Raw genomic sequence first — 18,354 nt, forward strand, 5'->3', positions numbered from 1 at the left:
TCACGCTGCCTTCGCGGCAGCGCCATGCGCGTGCCGGTCGATCGCGTCGATGACCTGTGGCCACATGGGCATCGGCAGCGCGTGACCCATGCCTTCGATCATCAACAGCTTTGCCCCCGGGATCGAGGCCGCGGTGTCCTTGCCGCCCTCGGGCCGCACCAGCGGATCGACGGTTCCATGGATCACCAGCGCCGGCGCCCTGACGCCGCCCAGGCGCGCCTTGCGGCTGCCGGAGGCCAGGATGGCGCGGAACTGGCGGCCGACGCCGGCCGGATTGAGACCGCGCTCAAAGATGCGCCTCGCGCGCTCCGGGTCAAGCGCTTCATCCTCGGGGAACGAGCCGGCGCGCAAGATCTTCCAGGTCTGTGCGAAGCGCTCGAAAAATTCCTCCTTGGTGGCCGGCGGCGGCGCCATCAGCATTGCGGCAGCCTCGCGGGTTGGTCCCGGAACCTTGGGATTGCCCGTAGTCGACATGATCGAGGTCAGCGAACGCACGCGCTCCGGGAACGAGATCGCGATCTCCTGCGCGATCATGCCGCCCATCGATGCGCCGACGAGATGCGCCGATTTGATGCCGAGCGCATCCATGAGCCCGACCGTATCCTTCGCCATGTCGATCAGCTTGTAGGGAGCGGCGACCGGGATCTTCAGGAAGCGCAGCTTGAGCAGTTCGAAGGCTGTGAGGCGCTTGCCGCCAGTCATCCGCGAGGATTTGCCGATGTCTCTGTTGTCGAAGCGGATAACGCGGAAGCCCCGCGCGGCAAGCTGGCGGCAGAAATCGTCGTCCCAAAGGATCATCTGGGCGCCAAGGCCCATGATCAGCAGCAGCGGTTCCGAGCCGGCGTCACCGAAGATCTCGTAGCAGATGTCGATGCCATTGGCTCGGATGATCTGCGGCGGCTGATGGGTGAGTGTGGTCACGGGCGGTCCCCTGATGGTATCGCGGTCAGGACCCTCTATGCCACGGTTTGACGCGCCGCAGAAGGCTTTCGGCGTCGCAGACGTTGCCGCGCAGTTGACCGGCTCGCGCCAACGGTGTGGTATGGCGCCAAAGATCGGAAGCGTGGCAAGCGCTCGAACGTGGTGTGGAGGAGCGCCGAATGGCCGACAAGGGGAACGATCCCGCCATGATCTGGCGGACCATGATTGGCGAGATGGAGAAGGGATTCAACTCCTTCGCCAACCAGGCGATGTCATCGCCGGAATTTTCCAAGGCGATGAACCAGGCGGGCGGCGTCGCGGCCGGGGCCCAGAAGCAGCTTTCCGAACTGATGGAGAAATATCTGCTGGCAATGAACCTGCCGAGCCGCGCGCAATTCGTCGGCATGGCTGAGCGCCTGCAGTCGATCGAGGGCCAGCTCAACGAGATCAAGGCGATGCTCCAGCAGGTGCACCACAATTCGTTAGCGTCCGGCGCCGGCCATTCCGCCGCGCCGCGGCCACCGCGCACCAAGCGTCCGCCATCCGAGGGAGAGCCGAAATGAACGCTCCCACCGGGCTTGATTTCGCATCGATCTCGGAACGGGTGCAGACCGAGGTGCAGCGCGCGATCCAGCGCAGCATCAAGGGCGTGGAGTATTTCTCGACCTCCGGCCCCTCACTCGGCTCGACGCCGAAGGATGTGCTGCATTCGCGCGGCACCATGAATCTCTATCACTACCGGCCGCTCGCGAGCGAAGTCTATCGCGTCCCGGTGCTGATCGTGATGGCCACCACCAACCGCGGCTACATCCTCGACATGGTGCCAGGCCAAAGCTTCATCGAGTTCCTGCTCAAGAGCGGCTACGACGTCTACATGCTGGACTGGACTGCGCCAAAGCCGGAGGAAAAATCGCTTCGCATGGAGGACTATGTCCTCGACTTCATCCCGGACTCTGTCCGCCGCGTGCAGCAGGATTCCGGTGAAACCGAGGTCTCCGTCATCGGCTATTGCTTCGGCGGCGTGCTCTCGCTGCTCTACGGCTCGATCTTCAGCGACGGGCCAATGAAGAACCTGATCTGCTTCACTACGCCGATCGACTTCCGGGAGATGAAGCTGTTCTCGAATTTTGCCGACCGCCGCTATTTCGATGTCGATCGCCTGCTCGACAGCGTCGGCAACATGCCGCCCGAGCTCATTCTGCAGTCGTTCGAGATGCTGCGGCCGGCCTCGCGCGCGGCCAGCCAGGTGCAGCTCTGGGAGAACATCTGGAACGACGAGTTCGTCATGTCGTACCGGATGTTCGACCGCTGGGCGACCGATACGCTGCCGCTCGCCGGCGAATATTTCCGCACCATCACCAAGGATCTGATGTGGGACAACAAGCTCTATAACGACACCATGACCGTCGGCGGGCGCGAGGCGAAGCTCGCGAGCATCAAGGTACCGATCCTGCATGCGGTCGCCGAGCACGATCACATCGTGCCATATGACGCAGCCAAGCACCTGATCACCAAGATCGGCTCCGAAGACAAGGAGGAGGTGATGCTGAAAGGCGGTCACGTCAGCCTTGTCGCCGGCGCCAACGCGATCAAGCGGCTGTGGCCGAAACTGGATTCCTGGTTGGGCGAGAGATCGACATGAGCGAACAACGTTCCTACCCGCGTCACGTCAAGACCGAGGCTGGCGACATCGAATTCCGCCTGATGACGCGGGCCGACGAGGCCGCCGTGCTCGCCTTCGCGCAAAAGCTGCCCACGCATGATCTCTTGTTCCTGCCGCGCAATATCAGCCAGCCGAAGGTGTTGTCGGCCTGGATCAACGAGATCGAGCGGGGTGACATCACGAGCCTGCTCGCGGTGAAGGACGGCAAGGTGGTCGGCTGCGGCACGCTGGTGCGTGATCCGCATTCCTGGTCGCCCCATGTCGGCGAAATCAGGATGGTGGTGTCGCTCGATGTCCGAGGGCAGGGCGTTGGCCGGGCGCTGTCGCAGGAGACCTTCGCGATCGCGCTGGGCGCGGGGCTGGAGAAGTTCTCGGTGCAGATGACGGTCGATCAGCGGGCGGCAATCGCGTTGTTCGAAAGCCTCGGCTTCAAGGCGGAGGCCCTGCTGCGTGACCACGTCCGCGACGCTGACGGCAAGCCGCACGATATCGTTATGCTTGGCCATAACGTGGCACTGGTCCGGGCGCAAATGGAAGCCTACGGGCTCCCCGGAGCAGTCCAGCAATAGCTGGATACCGCGCGCTGCTGGTTCCGCAGGCAAATTGCTAGATTGTCAGGCAAATCACGGACTCGTGATATCGCGTCGCAACATGTTTGTTGCGCCGCACCATTAAGTATGGCACAACGCATTCGCCCCGGGCCAATCCGGACGGGGTGAGCCCATAGCTCAAACCTGAGGATGGAGAGACCCGAATGACCACAGAGACCAATTCTGTGCTGAACAGCGTCAAGGAAGCCTTCGCGCCCGTCACCGAGGCGTTCACCAAGCTCCAGAACATGGAAGTTCCGGAAGCCGCCCGTGATTTCGTGAAGAAGCAGGCCGAGACCGCCAAGGTGCGCGCCGCTGACTTGCATGCCGGTTCGGAGAAAGTGACTGCCGTGATCGAGTCCGCTGTCGCGGGTTCGGTGACCGAAGCTGCGAAGATCAGCCGCAACATTCAGCAGGCGCTCTACCAGGACGCCGAGGCGTTCTTCTCCGGTATCGACCAGCTCGCTTCGGCGAAGTCGCTGAGCGAAGCCGCCCGGATCCAGTCGGATCTGGTCCGCGCGCGCGGCGAGGTGTTCGTCTCGCGGGCGAAGGCCACCACCGAGTATCTCGGCAAGCTCGTCGCTGACGGTGCGAAGACCGCGCAGGACAACTTCGCCAAGGTCTACGGCAAGACGGCCTGATCGCGCCGGTACCAAATTGCGCTTTTCCAAGGCCCGCCGGTTTGCGGGCCTTCTTTTTTGAGCGGGCTCCGATACATCCCCTCATGGTGAGGAGGCGCCCTTGCGCCGTCTCGGACCATGAGGGCACGATACGGGCCTCATCCTTCGAGACGCGGCGCGGCGCCGTTCCTTCGGGATGAGGGTCGTCGTTCAATCGAAAGTCGCCATGACCCTTCCCGCCACCTTCGTCGTGACCGCTGCCGACGCAGAACGCGCAGCCGAGCTGCGTCGCGTGAAGTGGCTGGCGACGGGCGTGCTCGCTGCAACCTTCGTCATCTTCATCGTCGCCAGGTCGCTGTTGCCGGTGCATCCGGCCTTCGGCTTTATCGCCGCCTTTGCGGAAGCCGCAACCATCGGCGGGCTCGCCGACTGGTACGCCGTCGTCGCGCTGTTCAAGCGGCCGCTCGGCCTGCCGATCCCGCACACGGCGATCATCCAGAGCAACCAGCAGCGCATCGCCGAGAAGCTCGGCGAATTCATCGAAAACAATTTCCTGGAGGCCGGACCGGTCGAGGCCAAGCTGCGCCAGATCGACTTCGGCAGTTTCATCGCCGAGTGGCTGCGCGATCGCAAACGCGCCGAGGACCTCGCCCGCTTCGTGTTGCGCATGCTGCCGGAAGCGTTCGCGGCCACCGAGACGTCCGGCCTGCTGAAGTTCATCAACCGCCGCGTCACCGCACAGATACTGTCGATCGATCTTGCGCCGATCGCCGCCGGCGCGCTGCGCGGCTTCGTGCAGGAAGGCAAGCATGAGGGCCTGCTCGACGACATACTGCGCGTGATGCACCAGACGCTGACGCGGCAGGAGACCATGGCCGTGATCCGTGACAAGGTCCGCGCCGAAATGCCGACGCTGCTCAAGCTCTATCGCGCCGACAAGTTCGTGGTGAACCGCATCATCGCCTCGGCCACGAAATTCTTCGAGGAGGTGCGCAATGATCCGGAGCATCCGTTCCGTGGTGAATTCGACCGGATGCTGCTCTCCTTCGTCGAACGGCTCGGCGGCGACAAGGCGTTCGCTGATCGCATCAACGGCCTGAAGCGTGATCTGCTGGCGCGGCCCGAGCTCGCCAATCTCGGGCGCGCCATCTGGTCGAATGTGAAGGACTTCATCGAGCGCAGCGCGTCGGGCGAGTCGCAGGTTCTGCAGCAGCAACTCGCGCGGATGTTTGTCGAGGCTGGCGAAGCGCTCGCCGGCGATGCCGAGCTGCGCGGCGAAATCAACCAGGGCCTCGTCGCGATCCTGCGCACGGTCGTGGCAGAACAGAAGAGCGGGGTCTCGACCTTCATCGCCGACCAGATGAAGGCCTGGGACATGGAGCAGTTGTTGCAGCTCATCGAGGTCAATGTCGGCAAGGACCTGCAATACATCCGCTTCAATGGCTCCGTGATCGGAGGGCTCGCCGGGCTTGCGCTCTATACGCTGGAATATGCCTTGCGGCTGCTGTGACCAATTAGGCACGTCAACGCTTTAGTTGTCGCAAGTGTGAGCTGGGTCGCTTGCAAGGAAGTGTTCGGTTTCCTAGCTTTAACGACAGATTGTTGCGTTGCGGAACGATTCCATCAGCTTTGCGTCAATCATGCTGACCCATGGCCGGCTGCCGAGACATCAAGGGCCGACCCGCACAGGAGCTCAAATGTCCACTGCTCAGACGCTTCGCCCGCCGTCCAGGACGCTGATGTTTCTGGAAGGTCGCGCAATCAATGAACTCGGTGCCTTCCTCGGTGCATTGCCGCTGTTGAGCCTCGCCCCGCGCGGCGATGGGCATCCCGTTCTGGTGCTGCCGGGTCTCGTCGCGTCCGACATGTCGACGCGTCCGCTGCGCAGCTTCCTGAAGAGCAAGGGCTACGCCGTCAGCGGCTGGCGTCAGGGGCGCAACCTTGGTCTCCGTCCCGGCGTGCAGCAGGCGATGGTCGACCTGCTGCAGGAGGTCAGCGACACTGGCGGCCGCAAGGTGTCGCTGATTGGCTGGAGCCTCGGCGGTCTCTATGCGCGACAGCTCGCCAAGATGATGCCGGAGCGCGTGCGCCAGGTGATCACGCTCGGCAGCCCGTTTGCCTCGAGCCCGAAAGCGACCAATGCGTGGCGGGTCTACGAGATGGCGAGCGGCCGCCGCGCCGAGGACGAGGATCCGCGCTTCGGCGGCTCGCTTGCCGGCGCGCCTCCCGTGCCGACCACCGCCATCTTCAGCCGCACCGACGGGATCTGCGCCTGGCAGGGCTGCCGGGAAAAGGCGTCGGCGATGTCGGAGAGCATCGAGGTCGAGAGCAGCCATTGCGGCATGGGCCACCATCCGGCCGCCGTTTACGCCGTCGCCGATCGCCTCGCGCAGCCGGAGGGCGAATGGGCGCCGTTCGATCGCGGCGGCTGGCGCAGCATGGTCTATCCGGATCCCAATCGATAGAGGCTAGAGCAAGTCCTCGCCGCGCATTCCTCGGCCTCGTGGTTCGAGACGCGCGGCGATGCCGCGCTCCTCACCATGAGGGTCTAAGACCTCATCTTGAGGAGCGGCCGTTTGGGCGCGTCTCGAAGGATGCGGCCCCCGATGCTGACCACTAGCCGCCGTTGTCGCGAATCCTGAAAACGCGGTATGCGTTGAAGCATGCCGCAGCCGCTTGAGCGCATCATCGATCAATTGAAGCGCGAGCCGTCGCGCACGGGCTCGATCGTCATCACGATGTTCGGCGACGCCATCGTGCCGCGCGGCGGCTCGGTGTGGCTCGGCACGCTGCTGGAGTTTTTCAAGTCGCTCGACATCGACGGCAGCGTGGTGCGCACCGCGATGTCGCGGCTTGCCGCCGATGGCTGGCTCGAGCGCAACAAGGTCGGTCGCAACAGCTTTTACCGGCTGAACGCGAAGGGCCGACATACCTTTGATACCGCGATGAAGCACGTCTACGACCCGCCGCCATCGGATTGGACCGGGCGCTTCGAACTGCTGCTGATCGGCAATGCCGAGGACCGCGATGCCTCGCGCGATGCGCTCAGGAACGCAGGGTTCGGCAGTCCGATCCCCGGCGTGTGGGTCGCGCCGTCGGGTGTGCCGATCCCCGACGAGGCCGCGCGCGCGATCCGCCTCGAAGTTGCCGCGGAGGACGACAGCGGACGGCGACTGCTCAGCGAGAGCTGGCCCCTCGATCGCACCGCCGACGCCTATCTGAAATTCATGACGTCGTTCGAGCCGCTACGTGGCTGGATCGGCCGCGGCGAGGCGCTCGCCCATGCCGACGCCTTCACTGCGCGGATCCTTTTGATCCATCACTATCGCCGTGTCGTGCTGCGCGATCCGCTGTTGCCGTATCAGCTGTTGCCGAAGGACTGGCCGGGCAGGGCGGCGCGAAAACTCTGCGGCGAAATCTATCGCGGGCTGCTTTCGTCGTCCGAACAATGGCTTGACCGGCACGCAACCAATGAGGAAGGGCCGCTGCCCAAACCGAACGGGGCGGTTGCTCGCCGTTTTGAGGGTGCGTGAATATATTACATAAATATCTTGCATATCAAAAATTGTGTTATATATTGCCGCGAACAACATCACGGGAGGTCCGCCATGTATACGCAGGCGCTCAACACGTCCGACGGCGACGATCGCGGGATTGAGGACGCAGCCCGGGCTGCGCAATTCCAGGCGCGGATCGATGCCGACGAACGCATCGAGCCCAATGACTGGATGCCGGCGGCCTACCGCAAGACGCTGACGCGGCAGATCTCCCAGCACGCCCATTCCGAAATCGTCGGCATGCTGCCCGAGGGCAACTGGATCACACGCGCGCCGACGCTCCGCCGCAAGGCGGCGTTGCTCGCAAAGGTGCAGGACGAATGCGGCCACGGGCTCTATCTGTATGCCGCCGCCGAAACACTCGGCAGCGCGCGCGAAGAGCTGGTCGACCTGATGCTTGCGGGGAAGGCAAAGTATTCCTCGATCTTCAATTATCCGACGCTGACCTGGGCCGACATCGGCACGATTGGCTGGCTGGTCGACGGCGCCGCGATCATGAATCAGATCCCGCTGTGCCGCTGCTCCTATGGTCCCTACGCGCGCGCGATGATCCGCGTCTGCAAGGAAGAATCGTTCCATCAGCGCCAGGGCTTCGAGATCATGCTGACGTTGTGTCGCGGCACCAGGGAGCAAAGGGCGATGGCGCAGAATGCGCTGGATCGCTGGTGGTGGCCGGTGCTGATGATGTTCGGCCCGCCGGACAAAGTCAGCCAGCACAGCGACAACTCGACGAAATGGAAGATCAAGCGTTTCTCCAACGACGAGCTGCGCCAGAAATTTGTCGATGCGACCGTGCCGCAAGCGCAGTTCCTGGGCCTGACGATTCCCGATCCCGACATGAGACAGAACGAAAAAGGAAATTGGGAATACAGCCCGATCGACTGGAACGAGTTCAACCAGGTTCTCGCCGGCAACGGTCCCTGCAACCGCGATCGCCTCGCCGCACGCCGCAAGGCGCATGAGGATGGCGCCTGGGTGCGCGAGGCCGCCATGGCCCATGCCGGGAAGCGCAAGCACCGCCAGCTGGCGCAGGCCGCAGAATAGGGGACACGACAATGGCCACGCCGAACGTTCCGCTCTGGGAAGTCTTCATCCGCAGCCGCAATGGGCTCGCGCACAAGCATGTCGGCTCGCTGCACGCGGCCGACGCCACGCTCGCACTGCAGGCCGCGCGCGACATCTACACCCGCCGCGGCGAGGGGCTGTCGATCTGGGTGGTGCCGTCGAGCGCGATCACCGCGTCGGATCCGTCCGAGAAGGGCATGATGTTCGAGCCGGCGGAATCGAAGATCTATCGTCATCCGACGTTCTACGACGTGCCTGACGAAGTCGGGCATATGTGAATTTCTCTCTCCCCTCTTGGTGAGGAGCGCAAAGCGCGTCTCGAACCACGAGGCCCGTGGCCTATCCTTCGAAACGCGCCTACGGCGCTCGTCAGGATGAGGTCTGAGTGCATGGATACAGGATGCGAGAACATGGCAACCGCCAACATCACAGTCTCCGAGACGCCGCTGGTGCTCTACGCGCTGCGGCGCGCCGACGATGCGCTGATCCTCGGCCACCGGCTCTCCGAATGGTGCGGCCACGCTCCGATGCTGGAAGAGGACATGGCCCTCGCCAATATGGGCCTCGACCTGCTCGGCCAGGCTCGCGAGCTCTACACCTATGCCGCCAGGGTTGAAGGCAGAAACAACGACGAAGACAAGTTCGCTTATCTGCGCGACGTCAGGCAGTACCGCAATCTCTTGCTGCTGGAGCAGCCCAACGGCGACTTCGCCCGCACCATGGTGCGGCAGTTCTTCTACGCGGCGTTTGCCGATCTCTACTGGCGTGCAATGATGGCGTCTTCGGACCCGACGCTGGCCGCAATCGCGGCGAAATCGGAGAAGGAGAGCGCCTATCACTTGAGGCATTCATCCGAGTGGATCGTCCGCCTCGGCGACGGCACGGAAGAGAGCCACCGCCGCGCGCAAACCGCGATCGACGATCTCTGGGCCTATACCGGCGAGATGTTTGCGGTCGACGACAGCGAGCGCGGCCTGATTGATGCCGGCATCGCCATCGATCCGGCGTCGCTGCGGTCGCAATGGCTGAAAACAGTCACAGGCGTCGCCGGCGAAGCGACGCTGTCGCTGCCGAACAACGATTGGATGCAGCAGGGCGGCCGCAGCGGCCGGCACAGCGAGCATCTCGGTCATCTCCTCAGCGAGCTACAGTCACTGCAGCGGACCTTTCCGGGGGCCACATGGTGACGGGCGCGATCGGCGACGCAGATTTGCGCGAGCGCGCCTGGAGCGCGGCCGCAGAGGTGGTCGATCCCGAAATCCCGGTGTTGACGATCGCCGATCTCGGTGTGCTGCGCGACGTGGCAGTCCGCGACGGTCATGTCGAGGTCGCGATCACGCCGACCTATTCCGGCTGTCCCGCGATGAACATGATCGCGCTCGAAATCGAGTTGGCGCTGGAGCGCGCCGGCATCCGCGCGCCGACGATCCGCACGGTGCTGTCGCCGGCCTGGACCACCGACTGGATGAGCGAGGACGGCCGCCGCAAGCTTCGCGACTACGGCATCGCGCCGCCGCTGCCGGGCTCGTCCCGCCGCGCGCTGTTCGGCGCACAGCAGGTGCCTTGTCCGCAATGCGGTTCCGCCGATACCGAGCTCTTGTCCGAGTTCGGCTCGACCTCCTGCAAGGCGCTGTGGCGCTGCAAGAGCTGCCGTGAACCCTTCGATTACTTCAAGTGTCATTGAGCATGCACGAAGCCATTTCAACAAGCACATCGTCATTGCGAGCGACGCGAAGCAATCCATGTTTTCGCGCGATGAGAGGTGGATTGCCTCGTCGCTTCGCCCCTCGCAATGACGGGAGAAGATAGCAGATGTCCGTCGCGCCGCGCTTTCATCGTCTGGCCGTCAACGATCTGCGTCGAGAGGCGCCGGACGCGATCTCCATGACGTTTGCGATCCCGAAGAACCTCGAAGGTGACTACAGATTCACGCCTGGCCAGTACCTGACGCTGCGCACCACCATGGACGGCGAAGAGATCCGCCGCTCCTATTCGATCTGCTCCGGCCCCGATGACGGCGAGCTGCGCATCGCGGTGAAGAAGGTCGACGGCGGCGCGTTCTCGAACTGGGCGGCGGACGAGCTGAAGGCCGGCGACGAGCTCGACGTAATGACGCCGACGGGGCGTTTCGGCATCGTGCATGCGCCGGATCAGGCGCGGCTCTATGTCGGCTTTGCGGCCGGAAGCGGCATCACACCGATCCTGTCGATCGTCAAGGGCGTGCTGGCGCGTGAACCGGATAGCCGATTCTTCCTGTTCTACGGCAACCGCTCGGCCGAAGGCATGCTGTTCCGCGAGGCGCTGGAGGAGTTGAAGGACCGCTTCATGCAGCGGCTCTCGGTGTTCCACGTCATCTCCGGTGAGGAGCAGGACATTCCCATCCTGCACGGCCGGCTCGACGGCGAGAAGGTGAGGGTGCTGCTGCGCTCGCTGGTGCCTGCGGCAAGCATCGATCATGTCTTCATCTGCGGCCCGGCCGGGATGAGCGAGACGATCGAGGCGACGTGCCGCAACATCGGCATCGCCGACGAGCGCATTCACGTCGAGCGTTTCGTCTCCGAGTTCGGCGGCAAGCCGCGACCGAGAGCGGTGGTATCGGCTGGTGCGCCGCCGAAGGCGATGGCTTCGCTGATCATCGACGGCAAGCGCCGCGAGGTGCCGGTGGCCGACGGCGAGTCGATCCTTGACGCCGCGTTGCGCGCCGGCATGGACCTGCCCTTCGCCTGCAAGGGCGGCATGTGCTCGACCTGCCGCGCCAAGCTGGTCGAGGGCGATGCCGCGATGGACCTGAACTATTCCCTGGAGCCATGGGAGCTGAAGGCGGGATTCATCCTGACCTGCCAGGCCAAGCCGTGCTCCGGCAAGGTCGTGGTTGACTACGACCACGTCTAACTCGCGTTGACACCTGTGGTGTCGCATTCAACACTGGCACTGAAAATCACGAGGCTCGCCGCAACGGGTCCGGTCACAGGGAGTTCGATGTGAACGTCAAGGCCACGCTATCGCCTGAGGACATGGCCCGCGCCTGCGCGGACGCGATGTGGAAGGAGGACGACGCGAGCAAGGGGCTCGGCATGGAGATCGTCGATGTCAAGCCAGGGCTTGCGGTTATGGCGATGACGGTGCAGCCGCACATGGTCAACGGACAGCGCATCGCCCATGGCGGCTTCATCTTCACGCTCGCCGACTCCGCCTTTGCCTTTGCCTGCAACAGCCACAATGAGCGAGCGGTGGCCGCGCAGGGCGATATCACCTTCATCCGGCCCGGAAGGCTCGGCGATCGGTTGGTCGCGGTCGCGCGCGAAATCTCGCGCAGCGGTCGCTCCGGAATCTACGACGTCCGCGTCACCGCCGGCGACAGCGTGATCGCCGAATTCCGCGGCCATTCGCGCGTGATACCGGGCACATGGCTGCCAGAGACGGACACCAAGACAGAATAGATCGATTCGAGGGGAAACGCGCAATGGCCACGGCAAAACTCAAGGTCAAGGACAGCGGCTACCGCGCCGAACTCGATGACGCCGAGCGCAGCTCGCGCGACGAGATGATGGCGCTGCAGACCAGGCGGCTCGCCTGGTCGCTCAAGCATGCCTACGACAATGTCGCGCACTACAAGAAGGCGTTCGATGCGGTGGGCGTGCATCCATCCGATTTCAGGCATCTGTCCGATCTTTCGAAATTTCCGTTCACGGTGAAGACGGATCTGCGCGACAACTACCCCTTCGACATGTTCGCTGTGCCGCGCGAAAAGCTTGTCCGCGTCCACGCCTCCTCGGGCACCACCGGCAAGCCGATCGTGGTCGGCTACACCAGGGGCGACATCGACATCTGGTCGGAGGTGATGGCGCGCTCGATCCGCGCCGCCGGCGGGCGCACCGGCATGCTGATGCACAATGCGTATGGCTACGGCCTGTTCACCGGGGGGCTCGGCGCGCACTACGGCGCCGAGCGGCTCGGCTGCACCGTGGTGCCGATCTCGGGCGGCATGACCGAGCGGCAGGTGCAGCTCATCAACGACTTTCGGCCCGACATCATCACGGTGACGCCAAGCTACATGCTGGCGATCCTTGACGAGTTCAAGAAGCAGGGCCTCGACCCGCGCAAGTCGTCGCTGAAATTCGGTATCTTTGGCGCCGAGCCGTGGACCAACGCGATGCGCGTCGAGATCGAGCAGGCCTTCGACATGGATGCCACCGACATCTATGGCCTCTCCGAGGTGATCGGTCCGGGCGTCGCGCAGGAGTGCGTGGAGACGAAGGACGGCCTGCACATCTGGGAGGATCACTTCTATCCCGAGGTGATCGATCCCGGGACCGGCAAGGTGCTGCCTGACGGCGAGAAGGGCGAGCTCGTCTTCACATCGCTCACCAAGGAAGCCTTCCCGATCATCCGCTACCGCACCCGCGACCTGACGCGGCTCTTGCCCGGTACCGCGCGGCCGGGCATGCGGCGCATGGAGAAGGTGACCGGGCGCTCAGACGACATGATCATTCTGCGCGGGGTCAACGTATTTCCGACCCAGATCGAGGAAGCGCTGCTCGCGACCGACTGGTGCGGCGGCCATTTCGTCATCGAGCTGACCCGCGAAGGCCGCATGGACGAGATGACAGTGCTGGCCGAAGCGCGTCCCGAGAGTTGGGACGGCGGCGGCCTCGTCGCGCATGCCGAGAAGGTCTCGGTCTTCATCAAGAACACGATCGGCATCACCGCCCGCGTGAGAGCCGTTGCGCCCGAGACGCTGGAACGCTCGCTCGGCAAGGCGAAACGTGTTTACGACAAGCGGCCGAAAGGGTAACTCCTGCCTCTTGAGAGAGGAAGCAGGACTATCCCAATGCCGGTGGCCCCCAAGTCCGACGCACGTCCCATCTCCGTCGAGGCGCGCTGCGTGCGTCTCTTGGCGAAGGCTGAAAACGCAGCGGCGGTGGCGCCAGTGGTCGAGACGCATCCGCTCTCGCGCGGCGAGAGTGATCTGCTGATCAAAGTCAAGGCGGCCGCGGTCAACCCGTCGGATGTGAAGGCCGCGACCGGGCTGATGCCCTACGCCGTGTTCCCACGGACATCGGGACGCGACTATGCGGGGATCGTGATCGACGGTCCTGTGGGGCTTATCGGGCACGAGGTGTTCGGCTCATCGGGCGATCTCGGCATCCGCCGCGACGGCACCCATGCCACGCATCTCGTGGTCGAAGCCGATGCTGTCGTGGACAAGCCCGGCGGCATTTCGTGGGAGGAGGCAGCCGGGATCGGCGTGCCCTTCGTCACCGCAATGGAGGGCCTGCGCCGCGCAGGCTTGCCGACGCAAGGCGAGACTGTGCTGGTGATGGGCGTCAACGGCAAGGTCGGCCAGGCCGCGGTCCAGATCGCAAGCTGGCACGGCGCACGCGTGATCGGCGTGGTGCGCAAGAGCGAGCTCTATGAGGGCCACGCCAATTCGCCCGTCGAGGTGATCGATGCCTCCACGACCGATGTCGCAGCGCGCATGCGCGAATTGACCAGCGGCAAGGGCGCCGACATCGTCTACAACACGGTCGGCGATCCCTATTTCCAGGCGGCGCACAAGTCGCTGGCGCTGCGCGGCCGCCAGATCCTGATCGCGGCAGTCGACCGCATCGTGCAATTCAACATCCTCGAATTCTATCGCGGCCAGCACACTTATGTCGGGATCGATACGCTCGGCCTGTCGTCGGCCGCAACCGGTGCGGTGCTGCGCGAATTGGCGCCTGGCTTTGCCAGCGGGCACTTAAGGCCGTTTCCGATCAAGCCGAGCGCGATCTATCCGCTCGAGCAGGCCAAGGCGGCGTTCGTTGCCGTCGCCGGCTCGTCGCGCGACCGCGTGATTCTGCGGCCGTAACCTGCTGTCATTGCGAGGAGCGAAGCGACGACGCAATTCATTCTCTCCCTTCGTGGCGACATGGATTGCTTCGCTTCGCCAGCAATGACGAAAGGCTCTTCAAGGAAAGTCAATGGACGTCGCCACCATCGTCATCCTCTCCGCTCTGATCATCGGCCTGATCTATGGCTCGGTCGGTCTGCTCAGCGGCTTCTGCATGATGAGCAGCCTGCGCGGCTGGTGGGTGCAAGGCGACGCGCGGCTGGTCCGCACCTATGCGCTGGCGATGGGGGTTGCTATCGCTGCCTCGCAGTTGCTCGCGGCGGCCGGCCTCGTCGATCTCGGCAAGTCGATCTACCTGCAGTCGTCGTTCTCCGCGCCGGTCATGTTCCTCGGCGGCCTGCTGTTCGGCTACGGCATGGTGCTGTCGAACGGCTGCGGTTCGCGCGCGCTGGTGCTGCTCGGCCGTGGCAATCTGCGCTCCTTCGTGGTCGTGATCGTGCTCGGCATCTTCGCCGAGATGACGCTGAAAGGGCTGATCGCCCCGGCTCGGATGGCCATGCTGCAGGCATCGCAGGTGACGACCACGGCCAATTCGGTGCCCGCGCTGCTCGCGAGCCTCGGCTTCGGTGCCGTGCTGGCGCGGATGGCCGCGGCATCGGTGCTAAGTGCTGCGCTGATCATCTTTGCGTTTGCGCACGCGCCGTTCCGGCAATCGGCCGGCCAGGTCGCAGCCGGCCTGATCGTCGGTCTGCTGGTAGCCGCCGGCTGGTATGCGACCGGCTATCTCGGCGCCGATGACTTCAATCCAACGCCGGTGGCATCGCTCACTTTCGTGGCGCCGATCGCCGACGCGCTGCAGTATGTGATGCTGTCGACGGGATCGACGCTCAATTTCGGCATCGTTACCGTGCTCGGCGTGTTCGCCGGCAGCCTCGTCACGGCGCTCGCCACCGGACGCTTCCACCTCGAGGGCTTCCAGTCGCCGCGCCACATGCTGCGCTCGGCCGGCGGAGCCGCGCTGATGGGGGCGGGCGGCGTGATGGCGTTCGGCTGCTCGGTCGGGCAAGGCCTGACGGGGCTGTCGACGCTGTCGCTCGCATCCCTCGTTGCTGTCGCCGGCATATTGCTCGGCACGGCCGCCGGCCTGCGCGGTGCGCTCCGGGTGCAGCCGCTGGCGGCGGCGTAGCGTCCGGCGCGGCGCTTTACTCTATAGCGCCCTCGAGCGAAGTGGATACCGGCTTGCGTGAAGAAATTGCGTCACGACAAGAATCCAGAGCTTCGGTTCTGATTCAATCAGAACCGACAATGCTCTGGCCGCGCATCACTCTGCGCCCTTGGTCACGATCCGTATCTCCGACGTGAGCGTGCGGTGCACCGGGCATTTGTCGGCGATCTCCATCAGTCGTTTACGCTGATCGGCGTCGAGCGTGCCGTCGATCTTGATGACACGGTCGATCTGGTCGAGCATGCCGTCGCGCGTCTCGCATTCATCGCAATCCTTCGCGTGGATCTTGCTGTGATGGAGCGTCACGGTGACGCGGTCGAGCGGAAGGGATTTGCGATCGGCATACATGCGCATGGTCATCGAGGTGCAGGCGCCGAGCCCGGCCAGCAGGAAGTCGTAGGGACCGGGCCCGCTATCCTGGCCGCCGACCGCGACCGGCTCGTCGGCCAGCATCTGGTGCGGTCCCGTCGTGATGACCTGCTGAAGTTTGCTGTTGCGGGTCTCGCGCACCACGACATTGCGCGGCGCCTCGGCCGCATTGTTCGCCGCGTTCGACAGTGGCGCGCCGAGGTCGACATAGCGCGCCGCCCAGGCGCCGATCACGTCGGCGACATAGGCCGCATCCTGCTTGCCGCTCAGCAGATGATCGGAGCCCGCGAGCGATACGAAGCTCTTGGGGTGCTTGGCTGCCACGAAGATATGGGTCGCGTTGTCGATGCCAACTGTATCGTCGGTCGGTGAATGCATGACCAGCAGGGCCTTGCGCAATTGCGCGACTTGCTCCGTCAGCCTGTGTTCGGCGACGTCGTCGAGGAATTCGCGCTTGATGCGGAAGGGACGGCCGGCCAGCGACACCTCGACCTCGCCCTGCGCGCGGATATCCTCGACCTTGTCCTTGAACAGATGCGTGACATGGGCGGGATCAGAGGGCGCTGCGATGGTAACCACCGCTTTCGCTTCCGGAATCTGCCCGGCGGCGGCGAGAATCGCCGCCCCGCCGAGGCTGTGGCCGATCAGGATCGTGGGCGCCTGCCGTGTCTCGCGCAGATGACCGGCGGCGCGGACGAGATCGGCGACGTTCGATGAGAACGTCGAATTGGCGAAATCACCCTCGCTCGAGCCAAGGCCTGTGAAGTCGAACCGCAGCGTTGCGATGCCCCTGGCCGCGAGCGCGACCGCGATGCGCCTGGCCGCCAGCACGTCCTTGCCGCAGGTAAAGCAATGTGCAAACAGCGCGTAGGCTCGGATCGGCCCGTCGGGCGTATCGAGGGCCGCGGCGAGCTGGTGGCCTTCTGAGCCGGTGAATTGGAAGCGTTCGATCGGCATCTTTGACTCCGGGATGACTCCTGCCTCTCCAGGGGAAGAGGTCGAATTTCGAGCATAGCGAGAAAATTGGGTGAGGATTGCCGTCTATCAAGGGACCTTGGCCCCCACCCGGCGCTCCACGCCGACCCCTTTCCAAGGGAGAGGTTAGGACGCGAGGTCACCGCCCGCACGCACCGTCACTCGTGGCGATGCATCGCCGATTCGCGCTTGGTGTCACGCATCGTCGAATAGATGAGCAGCGACAGGAAGATCATGCCACTGAGATAGTAGTAGAACCAGTCCTCGTGGCCGATGCTCTTGAAATAGAGCGCGACCGCGGGCGCGGTGCCGCCGAAGAGCGACACCGTGATGGCATAGGGCAGGCCGACGCCCAGTGCGCGGACATTGGTCGGGAACAGCTCGGCCTTCACGATCGCGTTGATCGAGGTGTAGCCGGCGACGAAGATCCAGGCACCGCAGATCAGGAGGAAGGCGATGAAGGGCGACTTGGTGTCCTTGAGCGCGGTCAGGATCGGGATCGTCGCCAGCGTTCCCACGACACCGAAGAAGATCAACAGCGGCTTGCGGCCGATGCGATCGGAGATCGCGCCGTATACCGGCTGCAGGAAGGTCGCGAAGATCAGCGAGCCGAAGATCACTAGGGTAGTCTCGTCCTCGGTGAGGCCGACCGAGAGCTTGACGAAGGTCTGCATGTAGGTGGTGAAGGTGTAGAACGCCGCCGTCCCGCCCGCGGTGAGGCCCACCACCAGCAGCAATTCGCGCGGATAGTGCAGCAGGGCGAGGATCGAGCCGGTCGGCTTGGAGACCTTCTTCGCCTCGACGAAAGCCTCGGTCTCGTGCAGGCTGCGCCGCATCACCGCCGCGACGATTGCGAGCAGGGCGCCGATCACGAAGGGGATCCGCCAGCCCCAGGCCTTCAGCTCTTCAGGCGTCAGGAAGACCTTCTGCAATAGCAACAGCACGATGATCGCGGTGAGCTGGCCGCCGATCAGCGTGACGTACTGGAAGCTGGAGTAGAAGCCGCGGTGCCGGGGGTCGGCGACCTCGCTGAGATAGGTGGCGCTTGCGCCATATTCGCCGCCGAGGCTCAGGCCCTCGATGATGCGTGCTACCGCCAGTATCACCGGCGCGGCAAAGCCGATGGTCGCGAAGGTCGGTGTCACCGCGATGATCAGCGAGCCGAAGCACATGCAGACGACGGACAGCGTCAGCGACAACCGCCTGCCGTGACGGTCGGCGATGAAGCCGAACAGCCAGCCACCGAGCGGGCGCATCAGGAATGTCGCGGCAAACAGCACCGCGGCATTGAGCTGCTGCACCACCGGGTCGCTGTGCGGAAAGAACGCGGGCGCAAAATAGAGCGCAAATGCCGTATAGGCATAGAAATCGTACCACTCGACGAGATTGCCGACCGAACCGATGAAAATCGCCTTCACCCGCCGCTCGACGTCGCGGAGATCGAGGTGGTCGAGGTGGTCGCTCGCGGATTGAGCGGTTTGATCGGTCATAGCCTGGTCTCCCGGGACCCTTCTGTTGATTCCCGGGGCCAAGCTA

Annotated in this window: 19 protein-coding genes; 16 read left to right on the forward strand and 3 right to left on the reverse strand. The window is 64.2% G+C overall.

Translation table 11 applies throughout. From position 1 onward, the window contains the following. Complete coding sequence (locus JQ553_RS15010) at nt 1-921, reverse strand: alpha/beta fold hydrolase (protein WP_212500728.1); 921 nt, start codon at nt 919-921, stop codon at nt 1-3. Between the two features lie 179 nt (nt 922-1,100). Here JQ553_RS15010 and JQ553_RS15015 point away from each other — a divergent pair, with 179 nt between their 5' ends. The 16 genes from JQ553_RS15015 to JQ553_RS15090 all read left to right on the forward strand — a co-directional run bounded on the left by JQ553_RS15015 (nt 1,101) and on the right by JQ553_RS15090 (nt 15,435). Further along, nucleotides 1,101-1,484, forward strand: coding sequence for a hypothetical protein (locus tag JQ553_RS15015; RefSeq protein WP_212500729.1), 384 nt, complete (start codon nt 1,101-1,103; stop codon nt 1,482-1,484). Next, on the forward strand, nt 1,481-2,563 hold the full coding sequence (locus JQ553_RS15020; RefSeq protein WP_212500730.1) for an alpha/beta fold hydrolase: 1,083 nt from the start codon (nt 1,481-1,483) through the stop codon (nt 2,561-2,563). The genes JQ553_RS15015 and JQ553_RS15020 overlap by 4 nt, the downstream gene beginning before the upstream one ends. Continuing rightward, entirely contained in the window at nt 2,560-3,153 is a 594-nt protein-coding gene (locus tag JQ553_RS15025) for a GNAT family N-acetyltransferase (protein ID WP_212500731.1), read from the forward strand. Before JQ553_RS15020 ends, JQ553_RS15025 begins: the two co-directional genes overlap by 4 nt. A gap of 185 nt (nt 3,154-3,338) precedes the next feature. After that, a complete protein-coding gene (locus JQ553_RS15030; protein ID WP_212500732.1) occupies nt 3,339-3,815 on the forward strand; it encodes a phasin in 477 nt (158 codons plus the stop codon). Between the two features lie 205 nt (nt 3,816-4,020). Then, on the forward strand, nt 4,021-5,304 hold the full coding sequence (locus tag JQ553_RS15035) for a DUF445 domain-containing protein (RefSeq protein WP_212500733.1): 1,284 nt from the start codon (nt 4,021-4,023) through the stop codon (nt 5,302-5,304). Between the two features lie 187 nt (nt 5,305-5,491). Beyond that, nucleotides 5,492-6,259 (forward strand): alpha/beta fold hydrolase, encoded by a 768-nt coding sequence (locus JQ553_RS15040; RefSeq protein ID WP_212500734.1) that lies wholly within the window; start codon nt 5,492-5,494, stop codon nt 6,257-6,259. Between the two features lie 198 nt (nt 6,260-6,457). Beyond that, nucleotides 6,458-7,327, forward strand: coding sequence for a phenylacetic acid degradation operon negative regulatory protein PaaX (paaX, locus tag JQ553_RS15045; protein WP_212500735.1), 870 nt, complete (start codon nt 6,458-6,460; stop codon nt 7,325-7,327). Nucleotides 7,328-7,402: 75 nt separating this feature from the next. Beyond that, nucleotides 7,403-8,395, forward strand: coding sequence for a 1,2-phenylacetyl-CoA epoxidase subunit PaaA (gene paaA / locus JQ553_RS15050; RefSeq protein WP_212500736.1), 993 nt, complete (start codon nt 7,403-7,405; stop codon nt 8,393-8,395). A gap of 11 nt (nt 8,396-8,406) precedes the next feature. Then, nucleotides 8,407-8,694: a 1,2-phenylacetyl-CoA epoxidase subunit PaaB gene (gene paaB, locus JQ553_RS15055; RefSeq protein WP_212500737.1), complete on the forward strand. Its 288-nt coding sequence runs from the start codon at nt 8,407-8,409 to the stop codon at nt 8,692-8,694. Nucleotides 8,695-8,826: 132 nt separating this feature from the next. Continuing rightward, complete coding sequence (gene paaC / locus JQ553_RS15060; RefSeq protein WP_212500738.1) at nt 8,827-9,603, forward strand: 1,2-phenylacetyl-CoA epoxidase subunit PaaC; 777 nt, start codon at nt 8,827-8,829, stop codon at nt 9,601-9,603. After that, nucleotides 9,597-10,100: a 1,2-phenylacetyl-CoA epoxidase subunit PaaD gene (paaD, locus tag JQ553_RS15065; RefSeq protein ID WP_212500739.1), complete on the forward strand. Its 504-nt coding sequence runs from the start codon at nt 9,597-9,599 to the stop codon at nt 10,098-10,100. Before paaC ends, paaD begins: the two co-directional genes overlap by 7 nt. Before the next feature lie 128 nt (nt 10,101-10,228). Continuing rightward, nucleotides 10,229-11,308, forward strand: a complete 1,080-nt coding sequence (gene paaE, locus JQ553_RS15070; protein ID WP_212500740.1) for a 1,2-phenylacetyl-CoA epoxidase subunit PaaE — start codon at nt 10,229-10,231, stop codon at nt 11,306-11,308. Nucleotides 11,309-11,397: 89 nt separating this feature from the next. Next, complete coding sequence (gene paaI, locus JQ553_RS15075; RefSeq protein WP_212500741.1) at nt 11,398-11,856, forward strand: hydroxyphenylacetyl-CoA thioesterase PaaI; 459 nt, start codon at nt 11,398-11,400, stop codon at nt 11,854-11,856. A gap of 23 nt (nt 11,857-11,879) precedes the next feature. After that, nucleotides 11,880-13,211, forward strand: a complete 1,332-nt coding sequence (paaK, locus tag JQ553_RS15080) for a phenylacetate--CoA ligase PaaK (RefSeq protein WP_212500742.1) — start codon at nt 11,880-11,882, stop codon at nt 13,209-13,211. A gap of 36 nt (nt 13,212-13,247) precedes the next feature. Beyond that, nucleotides 13,248-14,267, forward strand: coding sequence for a zinc-binding alcohol dehydrogenase family protein (locus JQ553_RS15085; RefSeq protein ID WP_212500743.1), 1,020 nt, complete (start codon nt 13,248-13,250; stop codon nt 14,265-14,267). Nucleotides 14,268-14,379: 112 nt separating this feature from the next. After that, nucleotides 14,380-15,435: a YeeE/YedE family protein gene (locus JQ553_RS15090; protein ID WP_212500744.1), complete on the forward strand. Its 1,056-nt coding sequence runs from the start codon at nt 14,380-14,382 to the stop codon at nt 15,433-15,435. Nucleotides 15,436-15,570: 135 nt separating this feature from the next. On the opposite strand, the gene JQ553_RS15095 is transcribed toward JQ553_RS15090, so the two are convergent. Beyond that, nucleotides 15,571-16,800, reverse strand: coding sequence for a bifunctional alpha/beta hydrolase/OsmC family protein (locus tag JQ553_RS15095; RefSeq protein ID WP_212500745.1), 1,230 nt, complete (start codon nt 16,798-16,800; stop codon nt 15,571-15,573). A gap of 176 nt (nt 16,801-16,976) precedes the next feature. After that, on the reverse strand, nt 16,977-18,308 hold the full coding sequence (locus JQ553_RS15100) for an MFS transporter (RefSeq protein ID WP_212500746.1): 1,332 nt from the start codon (nt 18,306-18,308) through the stop codon (nt 16,977-16,979). Nucleotides 18,309-18,354: the final 46 nt, after the last annotated feature.

This window comes from Bradyrhizobium lablabi (assembly GCF_018131005.1).
Taxonomy (GTDB): domain Bacteria; phylum Pseudomonadota; class Alphaproteobacteria; order Rhizobiales; family Xanthobacteraceae; genus Bradyrhizobium; species Bradyrhizobium lablabi_D.

Coding starts and splice junctions, on each gene's coding strand:
- JQ553_RS15085 (WP_212500743.1), top strand. CDS start 13,248: ATGCCGGTGGCCCCCAAGTCCGACGCACGTCCCATCTCCGTCGAGGCG.
- paaC (WP_212500738.1), top strand. CDS start 8,827: ATGGCAACCGCCAACATCACAGTCTCCGAGACGCCGCTGGTGCTCTAC.
- paaK (WP_212500742.1), top strand. CDS start 11,880: ATGGCCACGGCAAAACTCAAGGTCAAGGACAGCGGCTACCGCGCCGAA.
- paaE (WP_212500740.1), top strand. CDS start 10,229: ATGTCCGTCGCGCCGCGCTTTCATCGTCTGGCCGTCAACGATCTGCGT.
- paaA (WP_212500736.1), top strand. CDS start 7,403: ATGTATACGCAGGCGCTCAACACGTCCGACGGCGACGATCGCGGGATT.
- JQ553_RS15025 (WP_212500731.1), top strand. CDS start 2,560: ATGAGCGAACAACGTTCCTACCCGCGTCACGTCAAGACCGAGGCTGGC.
- JQ553_RS15090 (WP_212500744.1), top strand. CDS start 14,380: ATGGACGTCGCCACCATCGTCATCCTCTCCGCTCTGATCATCGGCCTG.
- JQ553_RS15100 (WP_212500746.1), bottom strand. CDS start 18,308: ATGACCGATCAAACCGCTCAATCCGCGAGCGACCACCTCGACCACCTC.
- paaB (WP_212500737.1), top strand. CDS start 8,407: ATGGCCACGCCGAACGTTCCGCTCTGGGAAGTCTTCATCCGCAGCCGC.
- JQ553_RS15095 (WP_212500745.1), bottom strand. CDS start 16,800: ATGCCGATCGAACGCTTCCAATTCACCGGCTCAGAAGGCCACCAGCTC.
- JQ553_RS15035 (WP_212500733.1), top strand. CDS start 4,021: ATGACCCTTCCCGCCACCTTCGTCGTGACCGCTGCCGACGCAGAACGC.
- paaX (WP_212500735.1), top strand. CDS start 6,458: ATGCCGCAGCCGCTTGAGCGCATCATCGATCAATTGAAGCGCGAGCCG.
- JQ553_RS15015 (WP_212500729.1), top strand. CDS start 1,101: ATGGCCGACAAGGGGAACGATCCCGCCATGATCTGGCGGACCATGATT.
- JQ553_RS15030 (WP_212500732.1), top strand. CDS start 3,339: ATGACCACAGAGACCAATTCTGTGCTGAACAGCGTCAAGGAAGCCTTC.
- paaD (WP_212500739.1), top strand. CDS start 9,597: ATGGTGACGGGCGCGATCGGCGACGCAGATTTGCGCGAGCGCGCCTGG.
- JQ553_RS15040 (WP_212500734.1), top strand. CDS start 5,492: ATGTCCACTGCTCAGACGCTTCGCCCGCCGTCCAGGACGCTGATGTTT.
- JQ553_RS15020 (WP_212500730.1), top strand. CDS start 1,481: ATGAACGCTCCCACCGGGCTTGATTTCGCATCGATCTCGGAACGGGTG.